15 protein-coding genes and 2 pseudogenes are annotated in these 14,686 nt (G+C 43.3%); 6 read left to right on the plus strand and 11 right to left on the minus strand.

Annotated features, from left to right (window positions below; genetic code table 11):
• Nucleotides 1–52: 52 nt before the first annotated feature.
• The gene (locus ACUC6J_RS17505) at nucleotides 53–892 is read right to left on the minus strand and encodes a MetQ/NlpA family ABC transporter substrate-binding protein (protein WP_025365511.1); all 840 of its coding nucleotides are present in this window, start codon (nucleotides 890–892) and stop codon (nucleotides 53–55) included.
• 289 nt (nucleotides 893–1,181) lie between these two features.
• Here ACUC6J_RS17505 and ACUC6J_RS17510 point away from each other — a divergent pair, with 289 nt between their 5' ends.
• Entirely contained in the window at nucleotides 1,182–1,739 is a 558-nt protein-coding gene (locus tag ACUC6J_RS17510) for a YdhK family protein (RefSeq protein WP_025365512.1), read from the plus strand.
• A 114-nt stretch (nucleotides 1,740–1,853) separates the two neighbouring features.
• Here the strand turns inward: ACUC6J_RS17510 and ACUC6J_RS17515 are convergent, their stop codons facing one another.
• The 4 genes and pseudogenes from ACUC6J_RS17515 to ACUC6J_RS17530 form a co-directional block, all read right to left on the minus strand.
• Entirely contained in the window at nucleotides 1,854–2,000 is a 147-nt protein-coding gene (locus ACUC6J_RS17515; RefSeq protein ID WP_236633968.1) for an antitoxin Xre/MbcA/ParS toxin-binding domain-containing protein, read from the minus strand.
• 153 nt (nucleotides 2,001–2,153) lie between these two features.
• Entirely contained in the window at nucleotides 2,154–2,639 is a 486-nt protein-coding gene (locus tag ACUC6J_RS17520; RefSeq protein ID WP_025365513.1) for a methylated-DNA--[protein]-cysteine S-methyltransferase, read from the minus strand.
• Between the two features lie 571 nt (nucleotides 2,640–3,210).
• Nucleotides 3,211–4,245 (minus strand): annotated as a pseudogene (locus tag ACUC6J_RS17525) (glycosyl hydrolase); the annotation flags it as partial.
• 1,355 nt (nucleotides 4,246–5,600) lie between these two features.
• A pseudogene (locus ACUC6J_RS17530) lies at nucleotides 5,601–5,803 on the minus strand (isocitrate lyase/phosphoenolpyruvate mutase family protein); the annotation flags it as partial.
• 346 nt (nucleotides 5,804–6,149) lie between these two features.
• Between ACUC6J_RS17530 and ACUC6J_RS17535 the strand changes: the two are divergent.
• Nucleotides 6,150–7,151, plus strand: coding sequence for a chitosanase (locus ACUC6J_RS17535; RefSeq protein WP_025365516.1), 1,002 nt, complete (start codon nucleotides 6,150–6,152; stop codon nucleotides 7,149–7,151).
• Between the two features lie 231 nt (nucleotides 7,152–7,382).
• On the opposite strand, the gene ACUC6J_RS17540 is transcribed toward ACUC6J_RS17535, so the two are convergent.
• Entirely contained in the window at nucleotides 7,383–7,754 is a 372-nt protein-coding gene (locus ACUC6J_RS17540) for a hypothetical protein (protein ID WP_025365517.1), read from the minus strand.
• 182 nt (nucleotides 7,755–7,936) lie between these two features.
• Between ACUC6J_RS17540 and ACUC6J_RS17545 the strand changes: the two genes are divergently transcribed.
• The 3 genes from ACUC6J_RS17545 to ACUC6J_RS17555 all read left to right on the plus strand — a co-directional run bounded on the left by ACUC6J_RS17545 (nucleotide 7,937) and on the right by ACUC6J_RS17555 (nucleotide 8,998).
• Nucleotides 7,937–8,116 (plus strand): hypothetical protein, encoded by a 180-nt coding sequence (locus ACUC6J_RS17545; protein ID WP_025365518.1) that lies wholly within the window; start codon nucleotides 7,937–7,939, stop codon nucleotides 8,114–8,116.
• A gap of 90 nt (nucleotides 8,117–8,206) precedes the next feature.
• Nucleotides 8,207–8,395 carry a hypothetical protein gene (locus ACUC6J_RS17550; RefSeq protein WP_025365519.1) on the plus strand — a complete coding sequence of 63 codons (189 nt, stop codon included), beginning with the start codon at nucleotides 8,207–8,209 and terminating at the stop codon, nucleotides 8,393–8,395.
• Nucleotides 8,396–8,758: 363 nt separating this feature from the next.
• Nucleotides 8,759–8,998, plus strand: coding sequence for a GNAT family N-acetyltransferase (locus ACUC6J_RS17555; protein ID WP_025365520.1), 240 nt, complete (start codon nucleotides 8,759–8,761; stop codon nucleotides 8,996–8,998).
• A 99-nt stretch (nucleotides 8,999–9,097) separates the two neighbouring features.
• Here the strand turns inward: ACUC6J_RS17555 and ACUC6J_RS17560 are convergent, their stop codons facing one another.
• The 3 genes from ACUC6J_RS17560 to ACUC6J_RS17570 form a co-directional block, all read right to left on the minus strand.
• A complete protein-coding gene (locus tag ACUC6J_RS17560; protein WP_025365521.1) occupies nucleotides 9,098–10,270 on the minus strand; it encodes an MFS transporter in 1,173 nt (390 codons plus the stop codon).
• A 78-nt stretch (nucleotides 10,271–10,348) separates the two neighbouring features.
• Nucleotides 10,349–10,627 carry an ArsR/SmtB family transcription factor gene (locus tag ACUC6J_RS17565; RefSeq protein ID WP_016821820.1) on the minus strand — a complete coding sequence of 93 codons (279 nt, stop codon included), beginning with the start codon at nucleotides 10,625–10,627 and terminating at the stop codon, nucleotides 10,349–10,351.
• A gap of 167 nt (nucleotides 10,628–10,794) precedes the next feature.
• Entirely contained in the window at nucleotides 10,795–11,532 is a 738-nt protein-coding gene (locus tag ACUC6J_RS17570; RefSeq protein ID WP_016821821.1) for an SDR family oxidoreductase, read from the minus strand.
• A gap of 258 nt (nucleotides 11,533–11,790) precedes the next feature.
• Between ACUC6J_RS17570 and ACUC6J_RS17575 the strand changes: the two genes are divergently transcribed.
• On the plus strand, nucleotides 11,791–12,720 hold the full coding sequence (locus ACUC6J_RS17575) for an AraC family transcriptional regulator (protein WP_025365522.1): 930 nt from the start codon (nucleotides 11,791–11,793) through the stop codon (nucleotides 12,718–12,720).
• 97 nt (nucleotides 12,721–12,817) lie between these two features.
• On the opposite strand, the gene ACUC6J_RS17580 is transcribed toward ACUC6J_RS17575, so the two are convergent.
• Both ACUC6J_RS17580 and ACUC6J_RS17585 read right to left on the minus strand, forming a co-directional pair.
• A complete protein-coding gene (locus ACUC6J_RS17580; protein WP_025365523.1) occupies nucleotides 12,818–13,462 on the minus strand; it encodes a hypothetical protein in 645 nt (214 codons plus the stop codon).
• Nucleotides 13,463–13,547: 85 nt separating this feature from the next.
• Nucleotides 13,548–14,585: a LacI family DNA-binding transcriptional regulator gene (locus ACUC6J_RS17585; protein WP_016821824.1), complete on the minus strand. Its 1,038-nt coding sequence runs from the start codon at nucleotides 14,583–14,585 to the stop codon at nucleotides 13,548–13,550.
• Nucleotides 14,586–14,686 lie beyond the last annotated feature (101 nt).

The following is a 14,686-nucleotide window of genomic DNA, read 5'->3' on the forward strand; positions in this document are numbered from 1 at the left end:
TATCCATAAGATACAGACTAGGTAAGTCAGCCCACATAAGATAATACCTCAGTTATTTAAAATAGCTTGGCAGCTTGTAGCCTTCATACACAGGATTCGATTGGATGTACTTTTGGAATTCATCGGAATGATATCCCTCAATAATGTCTTTGACGAAGGGCTTGTCCTTATTCTTGCGGTCCACAGCTACCACATTTGTGAATGGATCTGTCAGTTTTTCAAGCTTTAATGCTGAGGTTAACTTCATTCCATTCGATACAGCAAAATTCCCTTGTATAGCCGCAAAATCAACATCCTCCAATGCACGTGGCCCTTGTGCCGGGTCGGTAGCAACAAATTGTAGATGATGCGGATTAGAGGTGATGTCGTTCACCGAAGTTTGCAATGGATCGATATTGTCCTTTAAGGTAATCCAACCTACTTCCTTCAAAATGTTCAGCGCCCGCAGCATATTGACTGGCTCGTTGGGCAGATTGATTTGGGCTCCAGCACTGATTTCGTCAAGGCTGGTATGCTTGCTGGAGTACAATCCCATTGGAGGAGTCGGAACTTGCACAGCACCAATCAGATCAATATTCTCCCGCTTATTCATTGAATCCAGATAGAGCGAGTGCTGGAACACATTGGCATCAATATCTCCATTAGCCACGGCTACATTGGGCTGAACCCCGTCTGTAAACTCTTTATATGTAATCTTATACCCCTTCTTCTCCAAATATGGAGCCACACCATTCTTAAACTGATCGCTATATGGACCGGGATTAAAGCCGATATGCAGTGTTTTCTTTTCTTCGTCCACAGCGCTGCCCGACGTATTCTTGCTGCCACAGCCTGAAATAAAAAGCACAACTACGCCCAGCAGCAATATAAATGAAATCCATTGTTTCTTCATTTTGATGTCTCCCCCTGCTCCTTGATATGGTCTAGTTTTGGTGATTTAAAATATTTAAAGCTTTTAAAACATAGTAATTTGATATGTTTTGTAGATATTACAATGATTTTTTATTCACTGTCAACAACATTTAAATTACGTATCTTCCGCAAAACTAAAAAGGGGGTCGCTTCGGGCGCTCCACTTGAAAACAAAGCACTTCACAAGTTTGTAAAATAATTCCGTTTCAAACATACCCCCTATGGGTATATTTGAATGTGAGAATATAACCCTAAAGGAGCTATTGAATATGAGAATACAATGGACTTTACTTGCTGGTGCAGTCATGATTATTTTGAGTGGGTGCGGGAACAGTAACACGCCAGCCCAGGAGCATACGACAAGCAGCAGTCAACAGCATGACGCATCAGATATGAACCATTCCACATCCAGTGAGCTTCCTGCTGGACTAAAAGAAGCTGAAAACCCAGCTTTCAAAATTGGCAGCCAAGCGACCATTCAAGCCGATCATATGGCAGGCATGAAGGGCGCTACGGCCACGGTTGTGGGTGCTTATACGACTACTGCTTATACAGTCTCCTATACACCAACCACTGGAGGAGAAAAAGTGAATAATCATAAGTGGGTTATTCATGAAGAGATTAAGAATGCAGGCAGCGAGCCCTATGCACCGGGAACGGAAGTTATCCTGGCGGCAGATCATATGAAAGGGATGGATGGAGCTAAGGCTACCATAGATTCCGCCGAGCCAACGACCGTATATATGGTTGATTACACGCCGACTACAGGAGGAGAGCCGGTCAAAAATCATAAATGGGTGACGGAGAGTGAGCTTTCAGCTAATTAGAACTCTTGTATGACTGGTTGCTTATGACCACTAAAGGGAGCCGGCAACGGCTCCCTTTGTACAGAGTGACTGGGGTTTGGACGTGATCATATGTATTTCCTCGAATTAGTAGATTTAACGCGGCATACGCAGAATGGCTGCCTTCAGTGCTTTGATCCCTTCTTCGGTTTTTAAATAATCCGACGGGGTTTCGTGACCAAGTGCGGGAACCTTTAGATCCATCCAAGTCAGCAAATATTCGCCCATGTCAGGCAGCAGCACAATCTGAATCTCCTTTGGAATATGACTTTGGGCCACCTTTGCCCTGATCGTCGGATCTACCTATCATATCGCTCCTGATAGAGCTGGACCATGTCGGCCCAGCTTTCCGGCTTAAACTCTTTCAAATATATCTCTCTCATCCATGAACCCTCCTTATGATCCCAGACAACGCTTCTCATGCTGAAGCAACCATTCTTTTCTCCACAGGCCCCCTGCATAGCCAGTTAGTTTCTGGTTGGACCCAATAATTCGGTGACATGGAATCACAATGCTCAGCTTATTTTTGCCATTTGCACTGCCAACGGCTCGGATCGCTTTTTCATTTCCAATAGCAAGAGCAATATCTTTATAAGCTGTCGTTGTACCATAGCCCACGTTCACCAGCGCATTCCATACTTTTTGCTGAAAGTCTGTACCTTCATAAGCATAAGGAAACGAAAACTCGAAGCGCTCTCCTTTAAAATATTCGTCAAGCTGGCTAGCGCATTCCTTTAATACTTGGAAGGGAGCCTCTTCTATAACCCTCGTTGAAGGCTCATTCCGATTAGAAAACATAATAGAATAGACAGCCTCATTGGTGCCCTGTATCTCTATCTCTCCAATCGGTGATACATAGTTCAATACAGATAGCTTGCTCATCAAAGGATAACCACCTTTCATTTCTAATTCCTATTCTTGTGCAACTTCCTATACTCACTAGGAGATGAAAATATATGTTGATTTCACGCCCAGAGTTTATATTGGGAAAATATACGCCAAGCTTATGATTATGTCTACTGGTCTGTGATTAATATATTACATTTTATATAAATCGTCGCGCTTATTATCTTCGTTACAACAGGATAAGCAAAACCCACACTATCGGAAACCCTTGTCAACTCAAGGGTTCTTGAAATTCCTTATGCCGTTGGCAGCGTAAAATGAACGGCAGGAACGAAGAACGGTGCGTATTGGCTCTTAGGCGGACGCTCTTCCCGCTATTAAACCATGTTGCATGAGCCTATTTCCCTGCTCTGCCTCTCTTCTCACCAAATCGGAAGCCAGCCTCCTTGCTACAGATGCCCAGGCTTGTTCAAACAAGCCTTTAGAGTTTAACCAGTTCATGAAAAAAAGGGCGTTTTGGAATTACTCCAGAAACACCCTTGCTATCAATTCGTTTAAGTATACATTTTATTCAAGCAACGTATCAGAAAAATTGGTTTTAACACCGTTAATTGTTTTGGCCGTAATGATCTACATCCGGTAGCTCATCGAGCGTGATTACATTTGGATGGTTGAACACTTTGTTCAAATGCTCCCGGCTGTTGTTTACGCCATCGGTCAGGAACTCTCCTGTCCAGGTAGTGAACCAGCTCCAGTTTGTTCCGTCACTGGAGAGCAAATCCGGATCCGGGATTGCGCCGTTCTCGGTTAATGCGACCAGCTTCTGGTCGTTCACAAGCGAGACGAGGGCGTCATATTTGTCAGTGACTGGTCTATAGTCGCCCGCAGACGGATAATGATCCGTACTCACGATGTCTACAACATCGTTTCCGGGATACCACTCCGGTGCGCTAGAATTCCAGATCCAAATCAAATTGTTCAGACCATGCACGTTCGTTAAGCGATCATACACCAGGTGGTAAAGTTTCTTTGACGGCTCCGGACCTTTCGCGCCCCACCAGAACCATCCCCCTTCCGCTTCATGCAACGGTCGGAAGAGCACGGGGATTTTCGCATCTTTTAGCTTTTGAAGCTGTGCCGCAATGGCATCGATATCCCGTAAAATAAGTTTATAATCCTCGGATTCCGGGTGATTCAACGCGTAGTCAACGTCGAAAGTGGTGGAATCCCCGAAGAATCCCTTGTACCACTCTTTACCGGGCTGGTCAATTAAACCCTTCGGCGCGTTCCAATGCCATACGACGGTGACAATACCGCCTTGGCTGTGCCAATCGATCGCATTCTCGATCTCGGAGGAGGAAGCGCCGTGCTCGACTCGAGACGGTGAATAATCCATCAGGTCGAATCCGACAATGGCTGGCTTTTTACCAATCGCGTCCTGCATCCAACTAATGTTAGAACTGTTCTGCTGACCGGATAGCATACTCTTGCCGTATTGATCGACAAGATAGCTCATCAACGATTTGGCTTCAGGCGAAGCGCTGGGATTAACGAGTGTCTTGCTAACCTGATGCTCCTTAGTGACCGTCAATTTTTGAAATTGGGCCGCCCCCACGTTCAGAACCCCTGATCCTGCTTCATACACAGCTTCAGACACGGTAACCGGTTCTTCGGATGCATGGGCAAAATAGTTGGTATTGCTCTCTGCGCCTGCCATCATTGGTAGCGAGAATAATAACGCTGCCCCGGTCAGGGCGCTGATCAAACTCTTCGTTTTTTTTAATGAATTCATATTAGTTATCCTCCTAATGTTTATATGCTGCTGTCTGTTATCGCAAGATAAGGTCTGTTATGTGAGAAACAGGAAGTTATCTCAAAGAACCTAATCCTACGGTCTCAAGTATTTATATTCTGTTTTAGCCCCCTTTTTTTGTGCATAACATAATCCATTTTTCTAGTACACTACCTTCTCTCCTAAGTTTCCGGCTGGTTGACTAAACCCATCAATCGCAACGTACATTATTTTTTTTGCTTAGCGAGTTGATCCCATCTTCCTATATGAAAAGGCTTTTTTGGCGAATCCTCAATTATATCGTCATCAAGGAAAAAAATTGAAATAGTTCTATTTGAGTGAAAATTATTTCATATAACAATGAGCTATCAATTCCTGCAAAGAGTGGTAGAGGCTAAGTGTGTGATAAAGAGAATATTGTTGATTCATTTTTATGAATCTTTAATTCACCCTTATGAATTTTGATTTAAATTATTGTTATTCTTGTACTATATAGAGGATTCATACTCACACACATGTTAAAAACGAATCAGTTTACTTCTTCCACGCAGCTCGAGGATGAACAGATCAAAATGAAGATAGCGAATGCTGTAAAGAGGTAAGAGGAATCTACGATTATCGGGCGAGTCAAAGCATGGATCAAGAATACGCTTGGTGAACGAGATGAGGATTTAAGCTGTCATACGTAAGAAAAATCCTTATTACGCTAATTCATATTTAATGGACAGAAAAACTATCTGCCATCAAAGACCTGTATAACAACGTGATTATCGCCTATTAGATCAACTGTAGAAATGACTTGAAATTACTTTAGCTATTTTCAAATTATCTAATTAACGTTTATTCATAAAAAACTAATATTCGCTTCATAAATTAAACAACCTAAGACCGTTATCGGACTCAGGTTGCTTAAATATTGCTTTTTTTATTATTGTTTACTTGATAGGGATCAGTTCATAAAGAGAGTTCTCTTTTTAACATGAATATTCAGAACAGCTCATTTATTAAGCAGTTTTTTTGTTACCCAAGTTATAGCTGCCGAACATTCCGTCCTCTCTATAGTTCATACTTATCCAGTTCAGGATTTTGCAAAATTCTCATATAAATGTGATGTATTTTGAAGGTTAATTAACTGTTCCGCATTCTTTTGTAAAGCAACTATTATCCTATCAGAAAACGCATTTCCAAAGCTAAACCGTTTGACCCCGAATGATGCTTACATGCTGGTCAAAATCAATAAGTTCTCCATCTGAAAACCCAAGCGTATTGGCAATTCCCCAACTTGTCGTACCTATTGCCTTAAAGCCTGCTTTTTCCAGAGCCAGGGCGATAGCAAATCTCAAGCATTCCCTAGAAATAAGATCTCCCCTGATGTATGTAAATCATTAGATTCTTGTATTTTGTTCAATTTATAACCTTCTGGTAGATGATGTATCTCATGTTATCAAGAGGTTGTATTGGTTTCGTCCTCATTCTTGCATTTATGGTCTGCGTTAATCTAATTAAAAATAGAAGATTTAGGTCTATGTATCTAGTTGTAATTCACAAATTTGGAATAAAAATGGTTATTCAAGCGCTGTTCTATCCTATATTTCTTATCTATAATCTTACTAAATCAATTCGAGTTAGATGCTATTCTACGCTAAGGTTTAAAAGTGCCTTGGTGTTGCTACTTACTACTGACACAGCATCACTTTTTCTAGATGTAACATTTCTTTTAGCCTTTCACAATTACATTATTAAGGAGGAGCTATATGTTTAAAATCAGCAATAAACTTATTTCCCATAAAACGAAGTTTTTTATGATATTGTTAAGCTTTTCTGTAATCGCCTCATTCTCTAGCTTGTGCGGCCCCTCGCCTGCCAAGGCTCTTGCTGAAGAAAACGGAACTCCATTACAGGAAACAACCGAAACACATATACAGCAAATCCCCACCACCAGCGAGGATACTACTAGCCAAACAGCGGTTACAACTATTGATCATGATGCTAATTTCTCACCTTCAACACTTCAGTTTCTGAAGGACAATACAGGACTCGACGGTGAGCAGTGGGATAATATTATGAAGCTAGTGAACAAGCCAGAGCAGGATTCTTTAAAATGGACTGAATTCTATGGCTATGCTGAAGATATCGGCGATGATCGTGGATACACCATTGGTATTTTCGGAGCAACAACAGGCGGTTCCAATGACACGGGACCAGATGGCCCCGCCTTATTCAAAGCTTTTGATGCTGCTAGTGGAGCTAGCAATCCTTCTATTACAGGTGGACTAGCACGTGCTGGACTGAAGGGTAAAATGAGTGGTTCGATTCTAAAGCTCAGCGATAGCGATAGTGTAATCAAAAAGAAGATCAAGGCTCTCCAAAACAATGAAGCTTGGAGAGAAGCCACGTGGCGTACGTTCTACGACACCTATATCGAATATAGTGTACAGCAAGCTAAGAAACGCGGATTTAATACTGCTCTGACGATTGGATCATTTGTCGACACAGCTCTGAATCAAGGTGCTACGGGTGATTACGGTAGTCTTGAAGGAATCCTCTCACGTTCTGGCAATAGTACGAATGAAAAGACGCTCATGACCAACTTCTATGCTAAGCGCACATTAGTTGTCGATACCAACGATTATAACCAACCTCCTAATGGTAAGAATCGGGTGAAACAATGGAGTGCTCTCTTAGCTTCTGGTGAAACCGATCTTAAGGACGCAGATGCAGCTATAATCAAAGTAACTAATTGGGAAATGCAGTGAATAAATAACATATACGTATTAAGGAGAGCATGTCGTATGCCCTCCTTATTTTATTTTCATGCAAATTTAGTTAGTGATGCAAACTAGCAACGTCCCATCCTCCTATGAAGTTCCTCTCATCATTCTATTATGTAGGTCGCGTGTACAAATAGAAAGACTGCTCCTGAAGCCCAAAAGTTGCAAGCTCCTGAAGCAGTCTTGTAAAATGTTTATTGTGTCGAATGGATTCTGTTAGATGATCCGATAGCCGGATGGCAGTCTGCCCGTACTGCGGATATTACGGATTTGCTGCAACGTTAAACGTTGATTGGTAGAGATAATAGATTCCACATCGTTCCCGCGAATCAGATCATCCAGGTCGGCGATGCTGCGATTGCCTCTATACACACGGAAGTTACCTCTAAACCGCGTGCCAGTAAAGAGTACAAGTGTAGCATTGCTGCTGGTAGAAAAGAAACGCAGACTTTCGATGCCGTCGAGAATATTATCGGTGTTGCGGATACCTAGGTTTCCTCTGAATACTCTTCGAGAACCCCGAAAATTTTCTTCATTGTAGACTGTAAGGCGTGGATACGTTTGAGATACGTATGCTTTATTAGTCATGTTGTAATTCCTCCTTTCAACTCTAGCGTATGCTTCCCATTTCATTTGGCGCGGGCTTCACAGTATCCATCTAAAAATGGTTATATGTTGAATAGAGTAGACGCAGACTTGAAAAAGGAACATACGTTCTGTATAATTTATCTTAGTAATTTGGAAAATCCTGAACTAACGGAGATGCAGACATGGACGATAAATTTATTGAGGAACTACGTGAAATTAGCAGGAACGACAAGCGAAGATCCGAATTTCTCATTAAAGGGATGAAGGAAACGCTTCAGGAAAGAAAAGAAAAAAACTTTATCCAAAGATGGATTTGGCGACAAAAGAATAAGAAGCTTATAGCGCAGAAGTTTAAATCCTAGGAGATACAGCAGCAGCTCTTTGTAGCAGTTTAATTTTCATAGCATAAACAAATACGTTAGATCAAACCTCATTTTTAGGGAGGCAGAGCCATGATTGAGCAGCTAGTCCCATACGATGATCTATTAAATCACAATCCATTTTTGATTGATGAAGTTCGATATAATTTGCTTCATCGAATATGTGAATCAGAAGAATCCACATGCCATAAAATATCTGATGGAAATATGATTTTCGCTCAATCACCCGGACATAAGGCAGCAAATCATCGGCAACCATAAATTAACCTATATCGAAGAACTCTTACATTATTTAGAAGGAACCAACCTATCCGGTTTATGTGGTGATGTCGAAACAGCCGAGAAGTTCGCACATGCTTACGCCGAGCGGCATACTGCTCAGGTACATACTCATATGGTTATGGAATCTTATTTCTGTCCTGAATACAACAAACCTACCGGCGTTGAGGGGATTATACGACAAGCCACTTCAGAGGACGTACAGGTAGTTGCCCAGCTTCTAGCAGGTTTTTCAAAAGATGCTTTAGGCCGTTCAGTTGATCCGACTAGTCAAATATCAGCTCCGAAGGCAGCGATCAAGACAGGGAATTTATATCTTTGGATTGTAAATAGTATGCCGTGTCCATGGCTAACATTGCTCATCGTTCTCCGAGGCATGGCCGTATTAATGCTGTTTATACTCCCCCTACCTGGCAGAAAAAAGGTTTTGCCAGCGCAATTGTATCAGGGTTATGTTCCATTTTAAAAAATGAGCAGCTAACCCCCTTGCTTTACGCAGATGTAAAAAATTCAGTTTCCAATCAAGTTTATAAAAATATCGGTTTTAAGGAAGGCGGCAAAATCACGGATATTGCGTTTGAATAAACGCTCATGCTGCATGAGAGCATATGATACTCTTTCAAATCAAAGGAGGCGCAATGTCACCTTCATCACTGGGCCTCCCTCTTCACTTACCTATACTCTTTATTCCGTAACACCCACTTGCGTGTGAACTGAGGATTTTCGTGAAAGTAAATATACAGCTACCATGGCGATAGCGACACCAGCTGCTCCAAACCAAGGGATGGAAGCCAGCGAAACCTGACCAACAACTACACCGCCAATTCCGGCTCCCGCTGCCATAGCAAGCTGCATGGTAGACTGGTTGAGACTCAGCATCACACCGGAAGATTCCGGTACGAGAGTGACCAAGTTATATTGTTGAGTAGGTCCGGTTGTCCAGGCTGCGAACGACCATAGAATCAATAAAGCAAATACTGCCATCAAAGAATGAGCGGCAAAAGGAAGTAAGAGTAAGGAAATACCGTGCAACATCATGCCCCCTAATAATGTAAAGGGTATACCCTTTTTATCCGCACTGTATCCACCAATTTTTGACCCGATTAGACTGGCAATTCCGAAGGCGAGTAATACTGAGCTTAGCATATCCTCTCCTACACCTGATACATTCAGCAAGTACGGTGAGATGTAAGTATACGCGAGTGAATAACCTCCTATCCAAAAAAAGGTAATGCCTAATCCCAAGGCAACTTCAGGCTTTTTCAGAAGTGCAAACTGCTGCAGTAAAGGGATCGGTTGATCTCCTTTCAAGCGAGGGATTGTCATAGCGATAACGATCAAGGCAATAATCCCCGCTAAAGCGATGCCGAGAAATACGGTTTTCCAGCCATATGCAGAAGAGATCATTCTCCCAAGCGGCACACCTATAATCAGCGAGGCTGTAAAACCCATAGTGACTGTAGCAATAGAACTGGCCTGCTTGCCAACTGGGGCTATTTTTGCAGCAATGCTCAGTGCAGTAACCACGACCATCCCCGCCCCGAGGGCCATCATAATACGTGCGGCAATAAACATACCAAAACCAGGCAAGACAAAGGAGAGCATATTGGCTACTGCAAATAATCCTAAGGAACTCAAGAGCAGGTTGCGTCTGTCCCATTTAGCGGTTACTGCCATCAGAATCGGCGTGCCTATCGCGTAAGCAAGAGAAAAGACGGTAATCAACTGGCCCGCTGCGGACACCGTAATCCCCATGGTTGTCGCAATCTGATCCAAAATACCTGAGATAATGTACTCAGATGTACCTACCAAAAAACTGACAATGGCCAAAATGTACACCTTCCACGTGCTCTGCATTTTAAAAAACGCCTCTTTTCTTTTAGTATTTTTATATTTTTGTATTTTTACAAATATCGAAATTAAGACTAAAAAAAATTATGTCAACAGGAACGGGGCATATTTCTGTGCTGCTTCCACATCCAAGCTGTAATAAATAAACGTCCCCTCTTTGCGGTATGTGAGCAGTCCCGATTCTGCCATTTGCTTCAAATGGTGTGATAGCGTTGAAATCGCTACACTGTTCAGCTTCTCGCCCAGTACAGAGCAGCATTGATCACTTTCCTCTTTTAGCAGAAGTGCTATCTTGAGACGAGTCGGTTCTCCAAGTGCTTTATATATTTTTACAGCTTGCTGCATCTCTGTTGTCTCTTTCACCCTGTTCGTCTCCCTTCGGTTCCAGTCTTAATTTCGATGTTTGTCGAAATTAACTTAACACAAACATTGGTAAAAGTAAACCCGCATAAAATAATCCCCTATCCATAAAGGATAGAGGACCAAACAATCTGAATGCAAAGATAAACTACGGATTTCATTTCATGGCGTTAATTCGTGCTTGCCGTGGGTCTGACAATGATTTCATTCACATCTACATCCGCAGGCTGCTCCATGGCATACACAATGGAACGAGCAATGGCATCCGGCGAAATCGAAATACGGCGGTATTCTTTCATTCCCTGCCGAGCCTCTTCATCTGAAATACTGTCGGCAAGCTCGGATTCGGTTACTCCCGGTGATACCAGCGTTACACGAATATCCCCACCAACCTCCATACGCAACCCCTCAGAAATCGCCCGGACTGCATACTTCGTTGCGCAGTATACTGCTGCAGTCGGCGTTACACTATACGCGCCAATAGAAGCAATATTGATAAACTGACCAAATCCTTGTTTTTTCATGATGGGAAGCCCGGCCGCGATCCCATGCAGAACGCCTCGTATATTAACATCAATCATGCGGTCCCATTCTTCTACTTTCAGGGCTTCCAATTTTGAAAGAGGCATCACTCCTGCATTGTTCACAATGACATCCACACGTCCAAACCGTTTTTCAGCGTACTTAATGAACGCTTCCATCTGCTCCCTTTGGGTCACATCCAGTTGCATATAATCAGCCGATCCCCCTTTTGAACGAATTTCGGAGGTAAGAGCCTCCAGTCGTTCTGTGCGTCTGGCTCCTAATACAACATGAGCCCCATGTTGAGCAAGTAAACGAGCAGTAGCTTCACCGATTCCACTGCTTGCTCCTGTAATAGCTGCAACTTTCCCTTTAATATCTAACATGCTTATTCCTCCTTTAGTTAAGAAATTATTGAAGTAGATGCTTTCCCTTTTCACATGTTTATTGAGCATTGTTTCTACATCTTTATTATGAGACGATGGTGATTGGAGATGGTAGAAGAATCAGAGCAAATTATTGCCTAATCCTCCAAAGACACTTAATATGAATTCAAATCCATATCGAAAAACAAAGCGCATCTCAAAGTAAATTTGTCCACTGAAGAGTGAAGATTACTACGGTGTAAAAAAGGGAGGGGCATAGTGAAAGCAACCGAAATTGAGAGTTCTACCACGGAAAAGCAAGCCGAATTGACCAGTCTCATAGAACAATTTACAAGTCACGACGGAGTTCACGCTACAGATATCCCTTCACTTTACTTCGTCCGAAGTTCGACTACCACCGTTCCAATTTATCAGGTCCATGAACCCGCCTTATGCATTGTGGCTCAGGGAAAAAAAGTCGTGATACTCGCAGAGGAAAGTTACTATTACGGCACATCCGACTACCTTGTGGTTTCGGTAGATTTACCAATTTCCGGGCAGGTGATACAAGCCTCAGCAGAAGCCCCGTATTTGTGCTTCCGGCTCAATTTTGATCCGCATCAAGTTTTGGATCTGATCAGGGAAGCTGCTTTTCCTACTAGCCCAATACCTGATTCCAGGCGAGGCTTGTATGTAAGTCAAACCAACTCCCTACTGCTGGATGCCGTGGTAAGGCTCGTACGTCTTTTGGAAAGACCGCAGGATATTCCGGTGTTGGCTCCATTAGTTATACGTGAGATATTGTATAGGATTTTACAGGGGAAGCAGGGAGAGTCCTTAAAACAACTGGTCATGACTGGTAGCCATTCAAACCGGATCGCAGAAGTCATAAAGCGAATTAAACAAGATTATGATAAGCCGTTGCGAATTGATGAATTGTCCCAACTGGCTAATATGAGTCCTTCGTCGCTACATCGTCATTTTAAAGAGGTTACAGCTATGAGCCCAATGCAATATCAAAAACAATTACGTCTGCAAGAGGCCCGTCGCCTGTTGTTATCTGAATCAGCAGATGCGGCAGATGTCGGTTTTCAGGTAGGCTACGAAAGTCCCTCTCAATTCAGTCGTGAATACGCTCGCTTGTTCGGCCTCCCTCCTATTCGTGACATCAAGCGCTTGCGTGTAGATCAGGATCACCTCCAATCATAATCGCAGGATGTACAAACAGCACAAAAAAGCTGCCTCGGGTAGAGAAGCAGCTTTTCATTTTATATACTTCTAGGCAAAGCTCATCACTCATTCAGCATCAGTACGGATTATCCAGCTTGGCGAACAGAGCACGAATAACATCCTTCTCTGCCGTAGTAAGCTGTTGTCCTGCCTGCCATTGTTGAATCTCTTTCTTGACTTCCTTCGGGTCTCTATAGCTGAGAGCATACCCGATGCCCCCTATACCTTGTACGCGGTTGGTTTTGTCCATATTTGCCAATGCTCGGATCATCGTAGTTTTGTCCCTTGTAAACAAATCTTCCATAAGATTATCGTATTCTTCAGTTAGCGCTCCATCCAAGCCAGCAGTGCCCTTGATCACATTCGGGAAACTTTCCGAAGGAACCAAAGCGCGCTGTTTATAGAGATAATCAATGATTTCCATGCTTTGATGTTCACTAATTTCGTTCATCTTCCCCCAATGGATACCTGCCAAATGGTCCGTAATATGACGTACTTTTGCTTCATCACTGAGGGATGAATCCTTATAAAAGGACAGTACAAGTTCCTCTTTACTTTGCTGGGTATGCTGCGTAGTGGTTGCACTGGCCGCACTTTGCTTGGGCTCCTCATTGCTTGCTCCAGACGGCGACGCAGGGTCAGCATGGGGAGTACATCCTAGGATTACAGCCAGCAATAATGTAGTACAAGCTCCAGAAACGAACACGCTACCTTTTGACATGAATCCACTCTCCTATCCATATCTATTACGCCTGCAGCCATTCATCCATGGTTATAACGGAATAGGGTTCAGAGCTAGACTTACTTTACTCGTCATGCCCAACCGTAGGCTTACGGATCACGGAGACGCTGGATTCCCTGACAATCAGGCGAGGCTCAAACTGTATACGCTCATAATCCCCCACGGTCTGTTCCTGAATTCGCTTAAGCAGCAGTTCCGCAGCCAGGCGTGCCACCTCTTCCCCCATGATAGAAACTGAGCTGATCTGCGGGGTCGTTACCGTAGCCCACAAATTGTTATCAATACCGACCACTGCAACCTCTTGCGGTACTTTTACACCCAAATCCTTAAAGCGGTTTACGATTCCTATGGCCACCATATCATTAACTGCATAAATCGCATCCGGCATATTTTTCAAGCTGTAAAAATAATCGGCTGCCCGTAGCCCGGTCTCGAAGGAAAAGTCATCGCCAAAATACACCAGTGAAGGGTCCACATGCTGGAGAGACTGCTCATAAGCAAAGTATCTCTCTTCGATTTTGTCCTTCGCCGCACCTGCATAAGCAATTCTCGTTCTTCCGATTTTAAGCAAATGCTCCATCACAAGTCTTCCCTCTTGCCGGGCCAGACTGACGATATCCGCTTTGACGTCTTCACCCAGCTTCTTGCCATAGTTAATAATAGACACGGGAACGTTCGCTTTGTTAATCAGATCAACCAACATTTTGGGATACGCCAGCGGCATAATGATGAGCCCGTCTACATGCAGCTTCTTAACCTCACGCACCGTTTCAAGCTCCATTCTGGCATTCCCGGCCGTATTGATCTGCACGACACGATAACCGTGCTGCTTGGCAGCCTGTTCTACGGACCAAGCAATCTCTGGAATGATGGCGTTCCGGATATCTGGTACAGCCAGCGCAATTTGGCGTGTCTGCCGCACCTTTAGACTCTGAGCTGAAGTGTTAGGCGTAAAGCCCATTTCTTCAATCACTTGCAAAATAAATGCCTTCGTCTTGGGGCTGATGCCCTCGCTATCGTTAATAGCCCTGGAGACAGTCGCAATACCGACCCCTGCCCGCTTGGCTACATCCTCTATGGTTACTTTCTTTTGCTCTGACACACCCAAAATCCTTTCACGCTCGGAATCGTTTTCTCTCTATGAACATAAACTCTCTAATATAGATATTATACCACAGAATGGGTCTCTAAAAATTGAATTCG

Source organism: Paenibacillus sp. JJ1683, from assembly GCF_053006485.1.